At 56.9% G+C, this 21,549-nt stretch carries 22 protein-coding genes, 1 tRNA gene and 2 pseudogenes; 9 read left to right on the plus strand and 16 right to left on the minus strand.

Annotation, left to right across the window (positions count from 1 at the left end; all coding sequences use genetic code 11):
- Window position 1 precedes the first annotated feature (1 nt).
- Together ABJD00_RS13090 and ABJD00_RS13095 are read right to left on the minus strand one after the other, a co-directional pair.
- Window positions 2–1,033: a branched-chain amino acid ABC transporter permease gene (locus tag ABJD00_RS13090; protein ID WP_413835795.1), complete on the minus strand. Its 1,032-nt coding sequence runs from the start codon at window positions 1,031–1,033 to the stop codon at window positions 2–4.
- 95 nt (window positions 1,034–1,128) lie between these two features.
- Complete coding sequence (locus ABJD00_RS13095) at window positions 1,129–2,466, minus strand: substrate-binding protein (RefSeq protein ID WP_413835793.1); 1,338 nt, start codon at window positions 2,464–2,466, stop codon at window positions 1,129–1,131.
- A gap of 234 nt (window positions 2,467–2,700) precedes the next feature.
- Here ABJD00_RS13095 and ABJD00_RS13100 point away from each other — a divergent pair, with 234 nt between their 5' ends.
- The 6 genes from ABJD00_RS13100 (at window position 2,701) to ABJD00_RS13125 (ending at window position 8,822) form a co-directional block, all read left to right on the plus strand.
- Entirely contained in the window at window positions 2,701–3,996 is a 1,296-nt protein-coding gene (locus ABJD00_RS13100; protein ID WP_413835791.1) for a short-chain fatty acyl-CoA regulator family protein, read from the plus strand.
- A 109-nt stretch (window positions 3,997–4,105) separates the two neighbouring features.
- Entirely contained in the window at window positions 4,106–4,480 is a 375-nt protein-coding gene (locus tag ABJD00_RS13105) for a response regulator transcription factor (protein WP_413835789.1), read from the plus strand.
- Window positions 4,477–4,770, plus strand: a complete 294-nt coding sequence (locus ABJD00_RS13110) for a hypothetical protein (protein WP_413835787.1) — start codon at window positions 4,477–4,479, stop codon at window positions 4,768–4,770. Before ABJD00_RS13105 ends, ABJD00_RS13110 begins: the two co-directional genes overlap by 4 nt.
- Window positions 4,770–7,448 (plus strand): ATP-binding protein, encoded by a 2,679-nt coding sequence (locus ABJD00_RS13115; RefSeq protein ID WP_413835785.1) that lies wholly within the window; start codon window positions 4,770–4,772, stop codon window positions 7,446–7,448. The genes ABJD00_RS13110 and ABJD00_RS13115 overlap by 1 nt, the downstream gene beginning before the upstream one ends.
- A 103-nt stretch (window positions 7,449–7,551) precedes the next feature.
- Window positions 7,552–8,226, plus strand: a complete 675-nt coding sequence (locus ABJD00_RS13120) for a hypothetical protein (protein ID WP_413835782.1) — start codon at window positions 7,552–7,554, stop codon at window positions 8,224–8,226.
- Window positions 8,211–8,822 carry a FliM/FliN family flagellar motor C-terminal domain-containing protein gene (locus tag ABJD00_RS13125; protein WP_413835779.1) on the plus strand — a complete coding sequence of 204 codons (612 nt, stop codon included), beginning with the start codon at window positions 8,211–8,213 and terminating at the stop codon, window positions 8,820–8,822. Before ABJD00_RS13120 ends, ABJD00_RS13125 begins: the two co-directional genes overlap by 16 nt.
- Before the next feature lie 16 nt (window positions 8,823–8,838).
- On the opposite strand, the gene ABJD00_RS13130 is transcribed toward ABJD00_RS13125, so the two are convergent.
- From ABJD00_RS13130 to ABJD00_RS13145, 4 genes and pseudogenes are all read right to left on the minus strand, one after another.
- Window positions 8,839–9,276, minus strand: a complete 438-nt coding sequence (locus ABJD00_RS13130) for a TIGR01244 family sulfur transferase (RefSeq protein WP_413835777.1) — start codon at window positions 9,274–9,276, stop codon at window positions 8,839–8,841.
- 9 nt (window positions 9,277–9,285) lie between these two features.
- Window positions 9,286–9,716, minus strand: a pseudogene (locus ABJD00_RS13135) (DUF6691 family protein).
- Window positions 9,716–10,129, minus strand: coding sequence for a YeeE/YedE family protein (locus ABJD00_RS13140; protein WP_413835774.1), 414 nt, complete (start codon window positions 10,127–10,129; stop codon window positions 9,716–9,718). The pseudogene ABJD00_RS13135 and the gene ABJD00_RS13140 overlap by 1 nt, the downstream one beginning before the upstream one ends.
- Before the next feature lie 21 nt (window positions 10,130–10,150).
- Window positions 10,151–10,375 (minus strand): hypothetical protein, encoded by a 225-nt coding sequence (locus ABJD00_RS13145; protein ID WP_413835771.1) that lies wholly within the window; start codon window positions 10,373–10,375, stop codon window positions 10,151–10,153.
- 129 nt (window positions 10,376–10,504) lie between these two features.
- Between ABJD00_RS13145 and ABJD00_RS13150 the strand changes: the two genes are divergently transcribed.
- Window positions 10,505–10,768 (plus strand): DUF2312 domain-containing protein, encoded by a 264-nt coding sequence (locus ABJD00_RS13150; RefSeq protein WP_413835768.1) that lies wholly within the window; start codon window positions 10,505–10,507, stop codon window positions 10,766–10,768.
- Window positions 10,769–10,809: 41 nt separating this feature from the next.
- On the opposite strand, the gene ABJD00_RS13155 is transcribed toward ABJD00_RS13150, so the two are convergent.
- Window positions 10,810–11,685, minus strand: coding sequence for a hypothetical protein (locus ABJD00_RS13155; RefSeq protein ID WP_413835766.1), 876 nt, complete (start codon window positions 11,683–11,685; stop codon window positions 10,810–10,812).
- Between the two features lie 133 nt (window positions 11,686–11,818).
- Between ABJD00_RS13155 and ABJD00_RS13160 the strand changes: the two genes are divergently transcribed.
- Window positions 11,819–11,894: transfer RNA gene (locus tag ABJD00_RS13160), tRNA-Thr, on the plus strand.
- A 420-nt stretch (window positions 11,895–12,314) separates the two neighbouring features.
- Here ABJD00_RS13160 and ABJD00_RS13165 read toward each other — a convergent pair.
- The 8 genes and pseudogenes from ABJD00_RS13165 to ABJD00_RS13200 all read right to left on the minus strand — a co-directional run bounded on the left by ABJD00_RS13165 (window position 12,315) and on the right by ABJD00_RS13200 (window position 19,902).
- Complete coding sequence (locus ABJD00_RS13165; RefSeq protein WP_413835763.1) at window positions 12,315–13,352, minus strand: trans-3-hydroxy-L-proline dehydratase; 1,038 nt, start codon at window positions 13,350–13,352, stop codon at window positions 12,315–12,317.
- A 344-nt stretch (window positions 13,353–13,696) separates the two neighbouring features.
- Window positions 13,697–14,846 (minus strand): annotated as a pseudogene (locus ABJD00_RS13170) (glycine cleavage T C-terminal barrel domain-containing protein); the annotation flags it as partial.
- 28 nt (window positions 14,847–14,874) lie between these two features.
- Entirely contained in the window at window positions 14,875–16,485 is a 1,611-nt protein-coding gene (locus tag ABJD00_RS13175) for an acyl-CoA synthetase (protein WP_413835761.1), read from the minus strand.
- Complete coding sequence (locus ABJD00_RS13180) at window positions 16,482–17,327, minus strand: enoyl-CoA hydratase (protein WP_413835759.1); 846 nt, start codon at window positions 17,325–17,327, stop codon at window positions 16,482–16,484. Before ABJD00_RS13180 ends, ABJD00_RS13175 begins: the two co-directional genes overlap by 4 nt.
- Window positions 17,297–17,686, minus strand: a complete 390-nt coding sequence (locus ABJD00_RS13185) for a rhodanese-like domain-containing protein (RefSeq protein ID WP_413835756.1) — start codon at window positions 17,684–17,686, stop codon at window positions 17,297–17,299. The genes ABJD00_RS13180 and ABJD00_RS13185 overlap by 31 nt, the downstream gene beginning before the upstream one ends.
- A gap of 36 nt (window positions 17,687–17,722) precedes the next feature.
- Window positions 17,723–18,187 carry a CoA-binding protein gene (locus ABJD00_RS13190; RefSeq protein ID WP_413835754.1) on the minus strand — a complete coding sequence of 155 codons (465 nt, stop codon included), beginning with the start codon at window positions 18,185–18,187 and terminating at the stop codon, window positions 17,723–17,725.
- 3 nt (window positions 18,188–18,190) lie between these two features.
- Window positions 18,191–18,556, minus strand: a complete 366-nt coding sequence (locus tag ABJD00_RS13195; protein ID WP_413835752.1) for a 2Fe-2S iron-sulfur cluster-binding protein — start codon at window positions 18,554–18,556, stop codon at window positions 18,191–18,193.
- Entirely contained in the window at window positions 18,553–19,902 is a 1,350-nt protein-coding gene (locus ABJD00_RS13200) for a selenium-binding family protein (protein WP_413835750.1), read from the minus strand. Before ABJD00_RS13200 ends, ABJD00_RS13195 begins: the two co-directional genes overlap by 4 nt.
- Window positions 19,903–19,970: 68 nt before the next feature.
- On the opposite strand from ABJD00_RS13200, the gene ABJD00_RS13205 reads away from it, so the two are divergent.
- Entirely contained in the window at window positions 19,971–20,732 is a 762-nt protein-coding gene (locus tag ABJD00_RS13205; protein WP_413835747.1) for an IclR family transcriptional regulator, read from the plus strand.
- A gap of 698 nt (window positions 20,733–21,430) precedes the next feature.
- On the opposite strand, the gene ABJD00_RS13210 is transcribed toward ABJD00_RS13205, so the two are convergent.
- Window positions 21,431–21,549, minus strand: a 119-nt coding sequence (locus ABJD00_RS13210; protein WP_413828753.1) for an IS3 family transposase, incomplete at its 5' end; no start/stop codon positions are given.

Below are 21,549 nucleotides of genomic sequence, written 5' to 3' on the forward strand. Positions count from 1 at the left end.
TTTAATCCTCCATCACGCCTTTGCGGCCCATCAAGCCACGGGGACGGGTGAGCAGAATGATGATTGCAACCAGGTAGATGATGATCTGGTTGATACCGGGCAGGAATTCCAAGACCTCGCGCATCGACGCAAAGCTTTCCAGAATGCCAAGCAGGAACCCCGCAAGCACCGCGCCGGGCAGGCTGCCCATGCCTCCGACAACCACCACCACAAAGCTGAGGACGAGGAAGTCCATGCCCATGTGATAGTTCGGCGAGTTGATCGGTGTGTACATCACCCCAGCGAGACCCGCGACGGCGGCAGCCAGTCCGAACATCAGTGTGAAGCGTTTGTCGATGTTAATGCCCAGCAGTTGGACCGTTTCGCGGTCTGCCATTCCGGCCCGTACAACCATCCCGAAGGTGGTGAATTGGAGGAAGGCAAATACGCCGCCAATGATAATGGCCGCAAAGGCAAAATAGACCAGTCGCCAGTATGGATAGATGATCGTGTTGGGATCAAAACCAAGAACTGCGCCAAAATCAAACGACCCTTTGAATGCCTCTGGGGCAGGAGTTGGGATCGGGTTGGCACCGTAATAGTACTTGATGATCTCTTGCAGAACGATGGCCAGACCAAAGGTTACAAGGATTTGGTCGGCGTGGGGGCGGCTGTAGAAGTGTTTGATCAGGCCGCGCTCCATGGCGACGCCGATCAGGACCATTACTGGAATGGCGAACAGAATCGAAATGGGCACCGCCCAGTCGATTATTACATCCCCTGTAGCCTGCCCGAAAATATCGTAGAGGTAAGGTACCTCGACTTGCAGTGGGTTGCCCAAAAAGTCTTTTTGCGTTTCGTCGATGACGGTATGGCTGATTTGCAGCAGACGGCTGAGTGTTACAGCGCAGAATGCGCCGATCATGAACAGCGCCCCGTGGGCAAAGTTCACGACACCAAGCGTGCCAAAGATCAACGTCAGCCCCAGCGCAATCAGCGCGTAGGCGGAGCCTTTGTCGAGTCCATTGAGAATTTGAAGGATGATCGCTTCCATCGGCCTAACCTTTGGTTGGAACGTTTTGTGCCATGCGGCGTTTGAGGCCCGGGCAGGGTAGGGTGGGCAAATTGCCCACCCTCATTTTGGTACGCTTACGCGCCTGGGTTGCAGGAACCTAGCTCGCCACCAAAGATCGACGCGTCATACGTGACCTGAGATGTTGGCGTGACTTCGACGATCTCAAGAAGGTCGAACTCGGAAGTTGGGTTCTCTTTACCCTTCACAACCAGCACGTCTTTGAAGCACTGGTGGTCTTCGGCACGGTACAGAGTTGGGCCGTTGCCCATTCCGTCGAACTCGAAGCCTTCGAGCGCTTCGGCAACCGCACATGGGTTGAACGAACCGGCCCGCTCGACAGCGTCCGCGTACAGCATCGCCTGAACGTAGCACGTGTGCGCCGCCTGGCTGGGTGGGAAGCCGTACTTGGTACCGAAGGACTGAACGAACTGCTTGGAGCCTTCGTCCTGCAGCGACCAGTGCCAGTTTGTGGAGCCGAAGATACCCTTAACGTTGGCACCGGCACCTTTCGCCATCAGGCGAGAGTAGAGCGGAACAACGATTTCGAAGTTCTTGTCGTTCACCAGCTTGTCGCGCAGGCCGAACTGAACCGCGTTGGTCAGCGAGTTCACCATGTTTCCGCCGTAGTGGTTCAGAACCAGAACGTCAGCACCGGACTGCAGAACAGGCGCGATGTAAGAAGAGAAGTCAGTCTGCGTCAGCGGTGTTTTCACGGCTGCAACAGTTTCCCAACCCATGGCTTCGGTGGATGTGCGCACGGCTTCTTCTGTGGTGTAACCCCAGTTGTAGTCCGCTGTCAGGTGATAGGCGCGACGGTCCGTACCGTAGTTGTTGGCAAGGATCGGGGCCAGAGCAGCACCAGACATGTACGAGTTAAAGAAGTGACGGAAGCCGTTGGCTTTCTTGTCTTTACCCGTTGTGTCGTTGGAGTGCGTCAGACCGGCCATGAAGATCACGCCCGCCTCTTGGCAAAGCGCCTGAACGGCAACGGCCACACCGGAGGACGAACCGCCTGTGATCATGACGGCGCCGTCTTTTTCGATCATCGAACGGGCCGAAGCGCGGGCTGCGTCAGATTTCGTCTGCGTGTCGCCGGTTACGTACTCAACCTTCTTGCCCATGATGCCGTTGCCTTGCAGGGCCTTGGACGAGAATGTGTTCATCAGGCCGCCGTCGCCGCCACCGTTCAGGTGCTCGACTGCAAGCTCATAAGCGCGCAGTTCGTCTGCACCCTCATCAGCGTAGGGGCCGGATTGTGGTACGTTGAAACCCAGAGTAACCGACGAGCCAGTGGGTTCGTTGGTAAACGCCGCGGCGGATTGTGCCGTGAAAATCGTTGGTGCAGCGACACCGGCGCCGGCAATTGCGCCGGTTTTTAGAACACCGCGACGTGTCAGGTTCATTTTGGACATGAAAATCCTCCCATTTGTTGAAATGCGCAGTCCCCTCTCCTCAGGGGAGACGCGCGGCACCTTTTGATGCAAATCCCTTATCGCGCAAAATGTGAAAACCAAGCAATAAACCCCTTGTTTTTCACAATTATCTTGTAAAGATATACACAACGGCACGGCCTATCTTGTAAATTTAATTATGTTGCAGCGCAGAAACACGTTGAAAAAGAACGCGAAATCAATGGGAGGTATACCATGCGTGACGCACTGACAGGCACCCGGATCCGCGATCGCCGCGTTATGGCTGGCACCAAGCAATCCGCGCTCGCCCGTGAAATCGGGATATCGGCGTCCTACCTAAATCTGATCGAACACAACAGGCGCAGAATCGGCGGGAAGCTGCTCCTCGACATTGCAGCGGCACTTGGCGTTGAGCCCGCGGCCCTGACCACAGGTGCCGAGGCGGCCATGATCGCCACGTTGCGAGAAGCGGGCAGCGGCGCTGCAATGGCCGAAGGCGAACTGGACCGGGCTGAGGATTTCGTGGGGCGGTTTCCGGGTTGGGCGGATGCGCTTGCCTTGGCCCACCGCAAGCTTGCCGGGCTGGAGCATACTGTCGAGGTGCTAAGTGATCGACTTGCTCACGACCCGGAAGTCGCCGCCTCGGTCCACGAAGTGCTGTCCACAGCCGCCTCGATCCGCTCTACGGCGTCCATTCTGGCTGGGGACAAGGAATTGCCCGAAGAGTGGCGCGATCGGTTTCATGCCAACATCGACGCGGACAGTCGCCGTCTTGCGGACAGTTCGAAAACTCTGGTCAGCTTCCTTGATCCAGAAACAGGAGAGGCTGCGCATACGGGCACGCCTCAGGAAGACGTCGAGGCTTTTTTGGAGGCGCGCAACTATGCCTTTGAGGCAATCGAGGCCGGAGAAGCCGATACTTCTCAGATTGTCGAAAGTGCACCAGAACTGACATCGGTGGCCGCACGCCACATTGCGCAAGGGGTGTTGGAACGGATGAGTGCAGACAGTGCCAAGGTGTCACTAGTCGAATTGGGTATAGGGCTGGAAGATCTCGGGATCGACCCAACCGCACTCGCCGCCCGCTTTCGGGTATCGGTCGGGTGTATCCTGCGTCGTTTGATTTCCATACCTGATCTCGGCATTGGCCTTTTGGTTGCTGACCGGGCCGGCAGTCTCCTGTTTCGCAAAGGGGTTGAGGGGTTCACTCTGCCGCGTTTTGGTGCAGGTTGCCCACTCTGGCCATTATTTCAGGCCTTCGGTGCTCCTGGGCAGGTGTTGTTTCAGCGAGTGCGCATGCCGTCGCGGGCGGAAGGTCTGTTTGACTGCTACGCAACGGCCGAGCCGGTCGGGTATGTTGAAGTAAACACGCCACCTCTGCTGCATTCCACCATGCTGATCGTTCCGGTGACTGCGCCCGAAGACGCAGATGGGCCGCCCCCATTCCATGTCGGACCGGCTTGCAGAATCTGCCCGGCTGCGCAGTGTCAAAGCCGGCGCGAGCCGTCCATCCTGAGCGAAGGGTTCTAAGGCGTTTTGACAGGCCCGCCAAAACCGCACATAGTTGCTGTGCATCGTTGATGAGCACCGTTTGATACGGATCGCCAGCGGCGACGGTGCGTAGGGGAGGAGCCGCACATTGGGCAAGCATGTTCTGCTCGTCGAGGACGAGGTCAATATCATAGAAGCCATCAGCTTTTTGCTCAGTCGAGAAGGATGGCAGGTCGACACCCACTCGGACGGGGCAACGGCCATGGATGCAATCAGAGCAGCGCGGCCGGACCTTGTCGTGCTGGATCATATGTTGCCAGGCAAAAGCGGTCTCGACATCCTGACCGAACTACGTGCGGAACCGGATTTTCAGTCGATGCCGGTTCTGATGCTGACCGCGCGTGGTCAGGCCCGCGACCGTGAGCAGGCCGAAAAGGCCGGTGTCAGCCGGTTCATGACCAAACCGTTTTCGAATATCGAAGTGGTCACCGCCGTGCGTGACCTCGTGCAGCTGGCGCAATGAGCACACAAGGCGCCACGCCTGTCTTCCTTGAGCGGCGCAGTTATCGCCGCCGCAGGATGATGGATGCACTGCGCCTGTTGCCGATCCTTGGAGTATTCTTGTGGATGCTTCCACTGTTCTGGCCAACGCCTGCGGACGGGCCCACAGCACCCGAGGCGGTGCCGTTGTCCACTGCAGTCACATACGTCTTCGTCGTATGGTTGGCTCTGATTGCGTCCGGGTTTTCTCTGTGGTCCTTGTTGCGTGCGCGTCCCGAGATGGGTGAGGACGCAAGCGACGAGCTGCTCTGATGGCCTCGGTAAATCTGCTGATCGGCGTCAGCCTGATCTATGTCACGTTCCTTTTTTCCATCGCCTTCTTTGCAGAGCGGGCCGCCGCGAGAGGGAAGGTCACATGGCTGCGCTCGCCTCTCGTTTATACGCTGTCCTTGTCAATCTACTGCACGGCTTGGACATTCTACGGTGCGGTGGGCTATGCGGCTCGCTCGGGCATGGAATATGTGACCATTTACCTTGGTCCCAGCCTGGTGATGATCGGTTGGTGGTGGGCGTTGCGCAAGCTGGTGCGGGTGGGCCGCGCGCAGCGGGCCACATCTGTTGCTGACCTGATCTCGTCCCGCTTTGGCAAATCGAACCTTTTGGCCATAGTCGTAACGATCATGGCCGTAATCGGGGTAACACCCTACATCGCCCTGCAACTTCAGTCGGTGACTCTGTCCCTGGCGATCTTTGCTGAACCCGAAGCGGGCGCGTTGAACCAGACCGGTGCCGCGTTCTGGGTCGCCTTTGGTTTGGCGCTGTTCACCGTCCTTTTCGGAACGCGTAATCTCAACGTCAACGAACGCCATAACGGCGTGGTCATTGCCATCGCGGTAGAGGCCATCGTCAAGCTGATTGCCCTTCTGGCTGTGGGTGTTTTTGTAGTCTGGGGCGTGGCAGGAGGCATGGCCCCCATGATGGAGCGTATTGACACCTCGCCCATTGGCAAATGGGAAATGGATCGCAGCCGCTGGCTGGCTCTTACGGCGCTGTCGGCAGCGGCCTTTCTGGCCCTGCCGCGCATGTTTCAGGTCATGGTGGTCGAGAACGAAGACGAGCGGCATCTTCAAATCGCCAGTTGGGCGTTCCCTCTCTATCTTATGCTGATGAGCCTGTTTGTGGTGCCCATCGCTGTTGTTGGCCTTGATCTGATGCCAGCAGGATCCAACCCGGACCTATTCGTTCTGACGATACCGCTGGCAGAAGGACAGGTGGGGCTTGCTACCCTTAGTTTTCTAGGTGGGTTTTCGTCAGCGACTTCAATGGTGATTGTGGCTACGCTCGCGCTGTCCACGATGGTGTCAAACCATATTGTGATGCCGGTCTGGCTCAGTTCACGTGTCGAGGGGGCGCAGGTGTCTGGCGACGTGCGCGACGTAGTGATCCTGTCGCGGCGTGCTTCAATCCTGCTGATTATCGGTCTTGGCTATGTCTACTATCGGTTTTCCGGCGGTGGTGCAGCGCTGGCGGCAATCGGGCTGATTTCCTTTGTCGGTGTTGCTCAGTTTCTGCCGGCCATGCTGGGGGGGATCATTTGGCGTGGGGCCACGCGCTGGGGGGCGCTTGCCGGGCTGCTCATGGGATTCACGATCTGGGTGTTCTGTTCACTTTTACCCAGTTTCGGACCCGGCGTCGTTTTGTCGTCAAGTGTCTTCGAACAGGGACTTTTCGGCCTTGGATGGGTGCGCCCGCATGCCCTCTTTGGGATTGAAGGGATTGATCCGACGGTGCACGCGGTGGCCTGGTCAATCACGCTGAACATCGCCGCCTTTATCGTTGTGAGCCTTGTGACCTTTCCCAGTCCGCTCGAACGGCTGCAGGGCGCGCAATTTGTCAATGTCTTTGACCATTCCGGGCGCGCGCAGGGCTGGGATGCAGCCCGCGCCACAAGCGAGGACCTGATGGTCATGACCCAGCGGATCCTCGGCGCGGACGAAGCACAAAAGCTGTTTCGCCTTGAGGCCTCCCGGCAGGGACTGGACGGTGGTTTGCCCGAGGCCACTCAAGGGTTCTTGCAGCACCTTGAACGGGAACTGGCAGCCAGTGTGGGCGCGGCTACGGCCCATGCGATGATCAGTCAACTTGTGGGCGGTGCATCAGTATCGGTGCAGGACCTGATGGCGGTGGCCGACGAATCTGCTCAGATCCTAGAATACTCCAACCAGCTAGAGGCGAAGTCACACGAGTTGTCGCGCACGGCCCATCAATTGCGTGAGGCAAACCAGAATCTGACCGCACTTTCAGTTCAAAAGGATGCCTTTCTCAGCCAGATCAGCCATGAACTGCGCACGCCCATGACCTCAATCCGTTCGTTCTCCGAAATTTTGCGCGACACCGAAGGCATGGGTCAGGTTGAAAAGACCCGCTATGCCTCAATCATACATGGGGAGGCGATGCGGCTGACACGGTTGCTGGACGATTTGCTCGACCTCAGCGTGCTTGAAAACGGGCAGGTGTCCTTGCGCCACGAAACCGGCGGTTTGGGTGACCTATTGGAAAAGTCCATACGGACTGCGCAAGCGGGCAGCACCGAGCCGCTCACCATCCGCCGATGCCACGTAGAAGAGGCGATTATGCTGTCGACCGACCATGATCGTTTGGGACAGGTGTTCATCAACCTGATCACGAATGCGCAGAAATACTGCGACGCTGAGGCACCGGAACTTGTGATCTCGGTGAACCGCGATGGTCCGAATCTGTCTGTGTCCTTTGCCGATAATGGAACCCCGATCCCGGATAACGATCGTCGCGTGATTTTCGAGAAATTTGCGCGCGTCGGGAATCAAGACGGGTCAGGTGCGGGGCTGGGGCTGGCCATCTGCCGCGAGATCATGACCCGTCTGGGCGGGGACGTCACTCATGTGCGCGAGACAAGCGGGAACACCTTTGTGGTGCATTTACCAAGCCAGAGCGCCCTTGCTGCGCAATAGGCACATCTGGCGTGCTGGTATTTGTCGAGCGGTCTAAAGCGGTTGGTAACCAATCCTCATTAAAGCTGACAGCGTAATTGCAGGCCGGTTTACGGCAGGGGATATGGACGACACTGAAAACCAGACCGTATTGGCGCGCATCACCGCAAACGCCCGAAGCGAGCGCAAAGCCAAGGCCATGACGCTGCAAAAGGCGTTGCGCATTGCGTTAGCCAAGGTGGCGGACGCGTTGATGGACCTGCCTGCGGCTGTGTTGAGTGTAACGATTCAGGACATCAAAGGGGAAGATGTGGAGGCGGTGCTTGATGACGACCAGTTGCTGCTGATCCTCGATGGCCCCAACGGGTGCATTGGGGCAGCGATGTTCGCACCAGTTGTGGTCGGCGCCATGATCCAGCAACAAACCGTCGGCAATGTTAGTCCGGGCCCTGACCCCGAACGGGCGATGACACGCACGGATGCGGCAATTTGCGCACCACTTCTGGATGCGCTTTTTGAACGGATGGTCCCTCTCTTGGATGAACCTGATGAGGCGGAGTTGATTGATGGTCATCAGTTTGGAGCCAAAGCGCATGATGCGCGCACGCTGGCACTGGCGCTGGATGCGTCCGATTACATCACGATCCGTCTGACGCTGGATATCGCGCGCGGCGCCCGACAGGGTGAAGTGGTTCTGTTCTGCCAACGCTTGAGGCGCGCGCCGAGCAACCCGACGAGGCGTGTACGGACCCAGACCCAGAGGAGGCCCATCAGGAGGCCGACATGGCCAAGCTTGTAATGGGGTTGAATGCGGATTTGCGGATGGTGCTCTGCCAGATCAATCTGCCTCTGAGCCGTTTGAACGCATTGAAGGTTGGGGATACTGTCGAAATGACACCGGGAGCGTTCCCAAATGTTCAAATCACGACCGCGACGGGTCGTATCCTTGGGCGCGGTGAGGTTGGGCATGTGGATGGTGTGCGCGCCGTGAAACCGATCCGTGCCCCACTACACGCCGAACGGCCTCTGCGTCGTGCCAGCGACAAACCTCTTTTTGATATGCCTGAAGTTGAAGTTCTGACGGCCTCAGGTCGCCGCACAACCGTGTCGCGCGAAGTGGACATGAGTGCCGAAGAATTGGACAATGCATTGACCGCATTGCCGCCCATCGTGGAGCGGCGCGCGCAAGTCGCCTCTGACGACACCACTGACAAACCGTTTCCCGTCGAAGACGATAAGGACGATACGAGTGATCTGCCAGACTTGGACGGTCTGCCTCGTCTGGAGGACTTGCCAGATCTTGAGGCTTTGCCGGATTTGGCAGAGTTGCCGGAACTTGATGATTTGCCAGATTTGGCGGACTTGCCGGATCTGGAAATGCAGGCCGCCAGCTAGTTGCAGGCAGCTCCGCTCAGGCGCCACCCTTAGCTTGTGCGATGGCCTCCAGTGTTGGGCGCAGGTTCTCCAGATCGTATCCGCCCGCACGGGCTGTGGCCAGAATGTCATCGGTCGCCATCTCTCCGGCCTGCCCAAAGCACCACACAACGGTGGACCGGGTTCCGGACGCGCAATAAGCCAATACGGGCCCGTCCGCTAAGGTCGCGTGTTCCTTTTGCGCCGCGACATTAGGCGGGGTCATCGCCTGATGCGTCAGGGGCAGGCGGACAAAGCCAAGGCCAGCCGCACGCGCCGCGTCTTCCATGGCGTCCGCCTGAAAGGGGGGCGGTACCTCTTCGTCGGGGCGATTGCATATGATGGTTGTAATGCCAGCAGCTGCAACGTCCGGCATGTCGGCGGGATCCAACTGTGGGGCTACGAAATAGGTCGGTGTGATTTGGCGAATATCCATGCCGACGGTTTAGGCGTGCGACGTCTGTCTGTCCAGCATGCGACGCAGCGGCGGGACCGCCCACATTCCCGCCAGCATTGCAACAAGGAACACCAACCCTGGCCATCCGCCATAACTGATCGAGGCAATGGCCGGTCCTGGGCACAGGCCCACAAGACCCCAACCGATCCCGAACAGGATGGACCCAAAAACCAGCGGACGGTTGAGAGTCTGGACAGGGGAGGGCGGAAATGCCCCACCGGCGAGCGGCACACGCCCGCGCGTCATCCTCCACGCCAGCAACATGGGCAGGATTGCGCCGCCCGTCACAAAGGCCAGCGTCGGATCCCATTGCCCAGCAATGTCGAGAAAACCGCGCACACGGGTGGTATCCGTCATGCCCGATTATGCAGACCGGCGCCAAACAGGGCGCCGCTGATCAGAGAAAGAACCGCACGCATCATATCCCGAATCCAATCCGCACAATGCTGACCGTCACAACGCCAGCGCCGATGTAAAATAGGGTCGCCACCAGCCCGCGCAGCGAAAGCCGCGACAGACCACACACCCCATGGCCCGACGTACAACCATTGGCAAAGCGCGTACCAACGCCAACACAGAGGCCCCCGAGGATCAGAAGCCAGAGTTGGGACGTCGCCTGAGTGGCCACAGCCCAGCCGCCAAAGGTGAGCAGGGCAGGGGCTCCGATGAGCCCAATGAGAAAGACCAATGTTGGACCACGGTCTGAACCGGTGCCGTCCACCAGTCCGCCAACGATCCCGCTGGCACCCATGATGCGTCCCGTTCCCAAAAGCAGAACAGCGCCCCCGGTGCCAATCAACAGCCCTCCAAGCAGACCGTAGAGCCAAGCCATCTCCATCGCCTTGCCCCTTTGCTACTTCAGAAAGATGCCGACAATCACCAGCATCAGACCGATGACCGACACAAACAGAGCTCCAAGGTTCATTGGCAGCACCCGCGCCATCAGCGCCCGCATAGCTTCATCGTCAAGCCCGGCACGTCTTGCCGACCAGACTTTGATGATGCACCACACAAGCCCGGCAAGCCCCACCAGAGACAGCGCTGCGCCGCCCCAGATCAGTCCATCAAAAATGCTCATACCAGTGTCGTTTTCCATGGCCGCCGGGCTATCGCAGGAGCTGCGCATTGGCAAGCCGGGTTGCCTCTTGCGGTGCCCACCCTGCGCGGCTATCGAGGCGCACCACCCCCCAGCCGCGAGGAGCCGCGCATGTCCAACACTGCCACCAACGCCGAAAGTTACCGCGTCACAGCCGATGAACTGCGCCAGTTTATTGAGCGGATTGAACGGCTGGACATGGAGAAAAGGGATCTCGCTGACCAGCAAAAAGAAGTAATGGCCGAGGCCAAGGCGCGCGGTTACGACACCAAGGTCATGCGCAAGGTGATCGCGCTGCGCAAGCGCGACAAGGATGACATCGCCGAGGAAGAAGCGGTGCTGGAAATGTACAAAGAAGCGCTGGGCATGAGCTGACGCGGTTCAGCGCCCAAAACTAAGCGATCGGGCCAAATGTTTTATGGCGCGATGAACGTCACACCGGGAATGCGGGCGACCGCGCCCATGTCATCTTCGTAAATCTCGGTCAGTGCGTCGATGTCACTTTCGATCCAGCCGGGTGCATCCAGTTCTTCTTCGATTGCACCTTCGACCGCAAATTTGTCCAGGAACGCGGCGATAACGCGCCTGATTTGTATTTCGGTCAGGTCTGGATGGTCGTTGATGTAGGCTTCAAACCGATCCATGCCCTGTTTTGACATTATATCACCCAGCAGATCGTAAGCGCCAATAATGGGATGGCCGTGATCAAGTCCGGCCATTTCGCGTACGATTTCGGACCAGATCATTGGCGTGTCTTCGAAACACCATACGGTGATTTTGACGGTTGGTGCAGCGGCGCGGATCGCAGTCAGCGTGTCAGACCATTTAATCATATACGGACTCACACTACGCAGAAAACTGTCCATGTTCTCTTGTGGCGCTTGTTCGAAAAGTGCGGGCAGCAGAGTCGCGGGATTACGCAGGGCCAGAAACAGCTCGAATTCGTCATGTTCAAAGAGGGCTGCCAGTTGGGCCACACGTTCAGGCGCAGATTCATATATCATGCCGTTGCGCACGCAGGCGCGTGGCGCGCCAAATAAGAACATCTGGCTCAGGATCACTCGATCCGCGTTTTCTTCCTCGAGAATCAAATCAAACAAAACATCCCGCGCATCAGATGCAGGCGGGGCATCTTGCAGAGCGGCAACGGTTTCCTTCAGCAGAGTCCGATATTTCCCAGGTCCAGGGACAGCTACACCCCGGTTCGAAAACTCTTGCGCATTGCGCAAAAGGCAACGCAACAGCCGATCTTCTTCGGTAAAATGTGCGCCTGCATGCAGCACCAGTTGCATTTGTGTTGCCTTTGAGTTCCGTTATCGGGCTAACTGCAAGGTATAGTGGAATTTCGCTGGGATAAAACCTCTGCCTGACATGCATATTTGATCTTGCCACCATCTTCGCTTGGCATTAGAGACACGCCGCAATGCCCCTATAGCTCAGCTGGTAGAGCAACTGATTTGTAATCAGTAGGTCCGCGGTTCGAGTCCGTGTGGGGGCACCATTAAATTCAGATAGTGAACTGATTTAAATGAAGTAAGTTGTCAGCTTAATTACGCCTATCCCCCTAAATATCCCCCTCAGTGCCGTTGGTGGATTTTTGTTTGGGCTCTAGACCTATGAAATTCTAACGCACCAAAATGCCACAAAGCGGACCTTCGATGTGCGATGCCCCAATGACCGAGTTGCGGACAAACCCGACCTATGCGCACGCAGCTATTGCCGGTGCAGCATTACTTTGCAGATGCGGCAATGGTTGCATGGCAGCACAACACTGTTCACCATAGTGGTCATTCAAACAAGGCAGCCGTGCCCAATCTCAAACAATCTTTTCGCCGCATGGAGCAGGAAATAGCATGTCGCGGACCATTGCGGCTATTCAGGAGGTCCGTCTGAATAGCCGCTTTGATTTGAAGTCACTCTATTAAGTCGATCCAAAAGACGGCCAAGTGTCAGTTAATCGGTAGCCTTCAGGCCAAGGGTCATCTGGATCAAGCATGTGTTGGTGCGTACCCGTTATCCAAGCGCGGCCTGTGATCTCTGGAACAATCGCCGGTCTGTCACCGACCATAGTTGTTCCCGAGATCCGTCCATGAAACTCAGAGCCGATAATTGATTGCGCCGTTATTGCGTCTCCGGATTTCATCTGACCGGATCGATGCAAGAGCGCCATACGAGCAGACAATGCCGTCCCAGTAGGTGAACGATCCACCTTCCCCGGTTGGATTGACACTGCTGCTTTTGTACGCAGCCGATTACCCTTCCGCTCTAAGGGCCCGGTAAAAAGACAAAACGAAAAATGATCCCAATCAGCGTTCTCAGGGTGGCAAAAGCTCAGTTGTTCATTTGCGGCATCGGTTATTCGCACCCCAATTTCGGCGAGACGACCGGCCTCGGGCGCATCCAGACTGAAGCCCAGTTTCTCCGCCTCGACCACGACAAAACTATCCCCGCCATAGGCGGTATCGACGATCAGTTCTCCGATGCCCGGAACGTCGAGCGTAATCCCAGTCTCGCCAACGAATGAAGGCAGGTTTCGAACGGTAATTCTCTGGGCCTTCCCATCACGACATTCGGCCCGGACGCGAACAAGTCCACCGGGTGCTTCCAGAACCATCTCGGTGATCGGCTCGACCATCGGAATGATGCCACTGTCCAACAACACTGTGGCGACACAGATCGAGTTTGAGCCGGACATCGGCGGTGTGTCTTCCGGCTCCATAATGATCCAACCCATCTGGGCGTCAGGATGTTTGGGAGGCACCAATAGGTTCACGTGACGAAACACACCACCACGCGGCTCGTTCAAGACAAAGTTTCGCAGGGTTTGATCTTTCGCGATCCAATTGCGTTGGTCCCATAGCGTTTCGCCGGGCGGCGGCGCCACACCTCCGACGATAACGTCACCGACCTCACCCTCAGCATGGCAGGAAACCACATGAATTGTTTTTGTGCTTCGCATTTTCGGGCCTTCCTGAATGATGGGACACAAAACTAAACATGCGCGGGCAAAGGATTTAGAACAATACTGCTGATCCTGGGACTTGGAGCCTTTTGCCTGATCAGCGAGGAAAGCCGACATGCGTGGCTGCAGTGACGGGCCGCATCTGATGTCGTGCACGATGTTCGAATGCCGCATCCGCCAAACGCGTTGCCGCCATTTGCTGCGCCCGTAGATTTTCCTGGGTACGAAATCACACTGTTCAATGCCAAATTCAATTTTGCCATGGTCACAGTTTGATCCGCTTTCGAGCTCAGCTTGCGGAAATTTCGCCCCGAAACTACTTTGCCGCGGCCCTGTTCACCTGCCGTCGCAAGCGATTTCTTATGGGTCATAAAAGGGCATCGGTACTACAGTGCAAGCGCGCTTTTCGCTCAGCTTGTCGACCTGCAGCGTTGTGTCCAATGCTGTATGATCGATGCTGATCATCGCAAGTGCAATGTTCTTTTCCAGTCTTGGAGAATAGATCGCAGACGTGACGGTCCCGACATGCTTGCCATCTTTCAGGACCGGCCAAAAGAAGTCGTTGGACCCGACAAAGAGATCGCCGTCAATTTCCAGGCCCACAAGCAACTGCGACGCGCCCTGTTCCTTGATTCTGGTCAGTGCTTTCTTGCTGACAAAATCCGCTTCCATGTCGAGATCGACGAGACGTTCCATGCCCAACTCATAGGGATTATTCGCTAGAGTCATATCCGCATGGTAGGACAACATGCCCGCCTCGATCCGCCGAATGCTTGACGTGTGGCCGGGCTTCAGACCAAAGGGGGCGCCGACGGCCATCAGATGTTCCCAAAGCCGGTCACCCTGTGACCCATCGCGCAGGAAAATCTCGTAACCCAATTCGCTGGACCATCCGGTGCGTGAAATGATCAGTGGCACACCATCCCAGTCAAATTCCATGAACCGGTAGTATTTGAGTTCTGTCGGCGCATCACCAAAGGCCGCACGCAGGATGTCGCGGGACTTGGGGCCCTGCAACTGCAACGGTGACACGTCGGGCTCGGCAATCTCGACATCCATGCCAGAATTCACTGCAATCCCCCGCGCCCAAAGCAACACATCGCTGTCCGCAATCGACAGCCAGAAATGATCTTCGGCAAGTTTCAGAAGGATTGGGTCATTGATGATCCCGCCGTGTTGGTCTGTGATCAGCACATATTTGCATTGCCCAACTTGGCATTTCGACAAATCACGGCAGCTGAGAAATTGGGTAAATTTCGCCGCATCCGGGCCTTTGATCTCGACCTGACGTTCGACAGAGACGTCGCACAGGATCGCCTCATTGACCAGGTTCCAGAAGTTCTGACCCGGATCGCCAAAATCGCGGGGGATGTACATGTGGTTATAAACAGAAAACCCCTTTGCACCCCAGCGAAGGGCCGCGTCGGAATATGGGGATTTTCGGACCTGTGTGCCAAAGCTGAATTGGGCAAAGTCGAGTTCGTGAGCCATGGTATTTATCCAGTCGTTTATGTCGGGGTCAGCTCTTGGAGCGGATCAGATCTCTCAGTTCGTTTTTTCGGATCTTGCCAGTCGTGGTTTTGGGCAACTCGCCGAAAATCACCTTCTTGGGGCTCTGGTATCCGGCGAGGCGGGTTTTGGCATGAGCCAGCAACTCGTCCTCGGTGGCGTCGTCCGATAGTTCGACGAAGGCGCAAGGCACTTCACCCCATTTTTCGTCCGGCATTGCCACGACGGCACAAAGGCTGACGGCAGGGTGCGAATAGAGCGCTTTTTCAACCTCAATGGACGAGATGTTTTCCCCTCCCGAAATGATGATGTCCTTGGACCGGTCACGGATTTCGATATAGCCATCTGGGTGCTGCACCGCGATGTCGCCAGACCAGAACCACCCATCCTTGAAGGCCTTGGCGGTCTCGTCGGGGGCCTTCAGATAGCCTTTCATGACGATGTTGCCGCGAAACACGATTTCGCCCAATGTTTCGCCATCCCAGGGCACCGGCGCACCGGTGTCGGGGTTCAGGACCAAAACGTCTTCTTGCAATTCGTAGGCCACGCCTTGGCGCGCTTTCAAGGTCGCCTGTTCTTCCGGTGGCAAATCCGCCCAAATGGGCTTTTCCGCGCAAACAACGGCGGGACCATAGACCTCGGTCAGGCCATAGACGTGCGTGATCGAGATGCCCATCGCCTCCATTCCTGCGATCACACTGGCAGGGGGTGGGGCGGCGGCGGTCATCATCTTGATCTTTTGCGGAAATTCGCGTTTTTCCACAGCGCCCGAGATCATGGACATGATAATCGGTGCACCGCACAGATGTGTGACACCATGATCAGCAAAATCGTCATAGATCGCATCAGCCCTTGGGGCGCGCAGGAACACGTGTGTTCCTGCCAGCATGGTGATGGTCCAGGGAAAGCACCAGCCATTGCAGTGAAACAGCGGCAGCGTCCAAAGGTAGACGGGATGGTGCGGCATTTCCCACGTGACGACGTTGTTGACCGCATTGGTCCAGGCACCGCGATGAGAATAGACAACGCCCTTTGGCCGTCCTGTGGTGCCGGAGGTATAGTTCAGCGCCAGCGCGTCCCATTCGTCTTCTGGCAGGGCATAGGCAAATTCCGCCTCCCCCTCGGCCAGCAAATCATCATAGGTCAATGCGCCAATTTTCTCGCCGCCCGGTCCTTCTCTATCCTCGATATCGACGATCAGCAGGTCACGACCCGATTGCGCAACGGCCTCGGCGGCGACCGATGAGAACTCGGTATCAACCAGCAAGACCTTTGCCTCGCCGTGATCCAGAATATAGGCAATCGTTCCTGCATCCAACCGCGTGTTGTTCGCATTCAGGACAGCCCCCAGCATCGGCACCGCCAGCGCGCATTCCAGCGCCTCGGGGATATTCGGTGCGATCAGGGCAACAGTGTCACCCTTGCCGACGCCGCGTTTGGCCAAAGCAGATGCCAGCCGTTTGCATCGCTTCGCAACCTCGCCCCAGTTGCGCCGAATGCAGCCATGGATTTGGGCAGGCAACTCAGGATGAACGCGCTCGACGCGTTTCAGGATCGAAACCGGTGAAAGGGCCGTGTGGTTTGCTGCGTTACGGGCAAGCTCCGCGCCCTCGTACATCATTCCCCGGTCCATTCCGGCATCGGTTCTTTGCGAGTGAAGGCCCCAATACCGGCCTCAGCATCCCTCGCCATCATGTTTTCGGCCATCGTACGACCGGCAAAGGCGTAGGCCTCCTCTAACGGCATTTCGGCCTGCTGATAAAAGGCCCGCTTGCCGATTTTGACCGCAGAGGGCGATTTGTCGGCGATGATGCTGGCCATCTCCATAGAAGCGGATTCCAGTTCGGGCAGTGGAACCACTCGGTTGACCAAGCCCATCTCCGCGACACGTGCGGCGGGCAGGAATTCCCCCAACAACAGCATCTCCATCGCCTGCTTGCGCGGCACGTTGCGGGACAGCGCGACCATCGGGGTTGAACAAAAGAGCCCGATATTCACGCCTGACGTCGCAAAGGTCGCGTCCTCGGCGGCCACGGCCAGATCACAGGACGCCACGAGCTGACAGCCCGCCGCCGTGGCGATGCCCTGGACCTCGGCGATCACCGGTTGCGGCAAACGCACCACGCGCAGCATCATCGCCGAACAGGTCGCAAACAGGTCTTGGAAATACTGGAATCCACCGTTGGCATCCGCGCGGCGCGCGCTCATTGCCTTGAGGTTATGACCGGCACAAAAGTGGTTTCCACCGCTGCGTAGGATCACCGCCTTTACGCTGCGGTCCTCTGCGATCTGGTCGAATGTATCGGACAGGGCGTGCAACATCGCCTCGGACAAGGCGTTGATCGATTTGGGCGCGTTCAGTGTCAGCACGGTCACGCCGTCTGTATCAGTGCGCAGAATGATGTCCTGATCGGTTTTCGTTTCCGTGATCGTCACGTCAACGTCCCCCCGGCCTTCTTCCATGCCGCCACACCACCCGTCATGTTCAAGACAGGCGAAAGGCCCATATCCATGGCAACCATCGCGGCCAAAGCTGACCGGCCACCGGACGCACAATAAAAGACGAAAGTCTTGTCCAGATTGAATTCCGGTTTGTGCGCGGGGCTTTCGGGATCAATGTGGAACTCCATCATGCCGCGTGACGAGGCGACAGCGCCCGCGATTATGCCGGTTTTTGCCTGCTCGGCCCCATCGCGCAGGTCGACAAAGACGTGATCGGGTGAGTTGGCCTGCGCCAGCGCATCTTCGGCGCTGATCGCTGTTACGGATGATAGGGCATGCTTGACGATGTCTTTGGCACTCTTAGTGATTTTCTGAGCCATCTTTTCAATTCTCCGCAGTGGGTTTCTCGACGAACATCAAATTTTCAGATCGAGTCTAGGTTTCCAGAAGGGGCGGAAGAGTTCGATTTTCGGGCAGCGGTTCATGACCACTTTCAGGCCCGCATCCTCTGCGAGCTTGGCGGCCCGGTCGTCGTAGACGCCGATTTGTCCCCACAAGACTTTGGCGCCTATGGCGATCGCCTTTTCAGCCATGCCGTAAAGCTCTTCACTGGGGCGGAATACGTCGACCATATCGACGGGTTTTTCGATTTCTTCCAGCGAACGATAGACCTTGAGGCCGCGGATTTCCGTGACGCGCGGATTGGGGTTCACCGGAAGGATGTCATAACCGATCTCGCTCAACTGGCGCAGCACGCCGTAGCTGAACTTGGTCTTGTCCGCGCTCGCTCCAACCATGGCAATGGTTTTGACAGACGCCAGAATGTCGGCCAGGTATTTTGGATCGTAGTCATAGATGTGATCAACGTCTGCTTCGGGCACAGGTCAACCCTCCTTTGGCGTGGCGATATCCGCCTTCAATTCGTGTGGTTTGAGCGGATCAAGAAACGGGTTTCGATAGAGCCTGTCATGGCTCTCAACCCCGATCTCCAGCGTGATGTCGGACGTTGCCCGCGCCACGCACAAGATCACATAACCGTTCTCAATCTGACGGTTATTCAGCGCCACCTGACGCCGCTGATCCACCTCACCAGCGGTCAGCTTGGCCGCACAGGTGATGCAGCCGCCATACTCGCAGCCATAGGGCAAATCGACGCCCTGGTCGCGCAACTGTTCCAGTAGCGGGCGGCGGGCATTAACCGGGTAGGTCGCGCCGTTGCGGTTTGCGATGGTGACGGTATGCGTGGTCATAGCCAGATGTCGCTTGTGCAATCGCCGCCGGGATAGCGCGCCTCGTGGCAGCGGGAGGGGCCATTGGGCTCCTTGCCGAAGTCCACGATGAAGTCGGGATTGATCGACATGCCCCCATCAACCGGATCACAGTCGATCATCACCATGACCCCGCCTTTGGTGCGGATTTCTGGATAAAACTGGTTGTCCCATGTGCTGAACAACGAGGTGGTGACATAGAGCCGCTTGCCATCAAGGCTGAGCTGGAACATCTGTGGCCCGCCTGCGACCTCAACCCCATTGACCGAAGGCGCCTTCCCCAGAAGACCGCCCATGAACACTTGCCCCGTCAGAACAGGATTGTGTGGATCGCTGATGTCATACTGGCGCATATCGCCGTGCAGCCAGTTGTTGAGATAAAGGTATTTGTCATCCATCGAGATCAAGATCGCGCTCATCACGCCGGGTAGCGGGATCGGCCAGTCGGGATGCATCTCGTTCTCAACATCGATGATCTTTTCCCACTGCCATTTGTCGCCATCTTTCCACCAGTGGATAACGTTTGTCGAAAGCGCCGCGCCGCAGAACCCGTGGGTGCTGTCGGGATCATGGTGGAACTTCACTTCCAACGGCAGCAAGCCGTCCTCGCCAAGGTAGAAACTCTCGACAGGTTCGCGTTTTTCAAAGTCCCAGAAGTGAAGCTCGCGCCCGTATTTCAGATGGCCGACCTCTTCCAGATCGAACCCCGGCATAAAGGTATTGGGAGCCGCCCATTCTGACGAAACCATCACATTGTGGCGCGGCTGGTACCAGAAGTCATAGCCGAACTTGATCTCGCCCATCGAGTTTTCCCAACGGCCGTGAATCTCGAAATCTTTATTCAAGTGCAGATAACCGCCTGGAGCTTCGCCCTTGGCGTCGCCCAGCATCGAAATGATGATCTCGGAGCCCAGACAATGCACGGTATGGGGCCCGGACAGGTTGGTTTTCGCCTTGATTTCGGCCCCGTCAACCACTTTGTGAAGGCGCGGCGCTCGCGGGTCGGTCGCAGTATCCACGATGTGCAGGTTGTTGGAGCGCACCCCCGGCAGGATCAGGTATTTGCGGCTCATTGACCCATCATCGAAACAAGATGAACAGGCGTTCCATCCCATGTGGTGCAACTCATCCCCGATCCCCGGCATTTCCAGCCGGTGGATCACCTGGGAATACGTCGGGCTGTCGGGGTCCACATCCACCGTGGCCAGATAGTCGGGTTTCTGAATGCCCGTGCCTGTGTAGATCGCAATTGTGTAGAGCAGTTTTTCACGGGGCGCGCGGATCGCCTCTGTTGGCGATGCATAGCCCGGTCCACAGCATTCTGACATTTTATCCTCCCTTGCGATCTCCTGACGATACTCATATAATGATAATTGAAATATCACAAAGAAAGAAAATGCACCTCGAACGCCTCACGCTCATCCTGGAGATCGTTGGCCAAAAGCAAGAAGCCACCGTCGCAGACATCTGCGCGCATTCCGACCTGCCCAAACCAACAGCATACCGGCTGGTTCAAGATCTTGTTGCCGTCGGATTATTGGAGCCTGTCGCCCGAGGAACGTTTTCAATCGGGCTTCGCCTGAAGCAGATCACCCATAGTGAGCAGTCCGATCGCGCCTTGCTTGAAATCATCGGTCCGACACTGAAACAGGCGGCGGGCCAATATGGCTCGGCTTTCTTTCTGTCACGTCTTCGCGGAAAGTCGGTGGAGATCATTCACGTCGAAACACCCGAAACGGGCGTATCATACCTTCACCCCGGTTTGGGAAAACGCCCCTTGCACGCTTGTTCCTGCTCAAAGGCCGTTGCTGCATTTTCGCCCGACTTGTTCTTGACCAGCGATTTGGAGGGTCGCCTGCGCGCCTACACCGAATTCACACTGACAAATGTGCAGGACCTGGAAGCCGAGTTCGAAACCATCCGCAAGCGCGGCTTTGCTGAATGCGTCGAGGAGATTGAGCGCGGTATGTGTTCCGTGGCAGCCCCCCTGGCGCCAAACGGGCCGGGTGCCACTCTGTCCATCGGTGCGACGGGTTCAGTACGGGTATTTACTCCAGCGTTCCGCAAAAAGCTTGGCCCCAAGATCACTCAGATTGCGCGTGAAATGTTGGCAAACCTAGGATGGGATGCAGCGCAAGACGCCAAGATATCTGGCTGATGGCTGCCACGAGATCGGGCGCTGCATGTTGGGTTTGCAGTTCTTGACAAATGACTGGTCTTGAAAGGCCAGTCCTACATAAATCGAATGCGTCTTGCCTACCCAATGTGTTGTTCACCGCTGTAGCGATGCACGCATGGCAGGCTTTGCGGATCAGAAACCAGAGGTCAGGTTGTCCGCATTGTGTGAATTCGACCTCTCATCCTTGCTGCACTCTTCACGATTGGCTGGTGTCTCCGCCGCACGGCAGCACCGAATTTTAAGCTGACGCAGCATTTCCCACGCTGCGAGCGCACGCAGCAGGAAATCCGAACTCGTAGAATGGGCTCAGAGCAGCCATTCGCTGCAGTCTGCACCAATGACCGCCTTGCGGACGAAGCTGACATTTTAGATAACTGCGTGTGTTCTGCCCAAGTGCCCGTTTTACCCGCGTTGCAGCCATACAATCTACGTGTCAAAAGCCTGCTAATAATCTAGTCCGTTGCAATGCCACGGAATGGGAAATTTCCTTTTGAACGCTGCAAAACCAATGATTGCGGGAAAGTCGTGCAAAGTGCCGACTGGCGTAACGAAAGCATGGAATGGGGGCTTGTTGTGGCATTGCAATAAAATATAGATGAAGTCTCTAAGGAAAATAGGACAACTTCAGATGTTAAAGTACCGGCGCGAGATTGATGGTTTGAGGTGCCCCTAGTTTCCTAGACGCCTGCCTCGTTCATCTTCTTCTGTTTGATTTCATAGTTAACCGGCGACAGCATACCGTTGTTGGTGTGCTTGCGTGTCGGGTTGTAGAACATCTCGATGTATTCGAACACGT

This window comes from Tateyamaria sp. (assembly GCF_039945315.1).
Lineage (GTDB): Bacteria > Pseudomonadota > Alphaproteobacteria > Rhodobacterales > Rhodobacteraceae > Tateyamaria.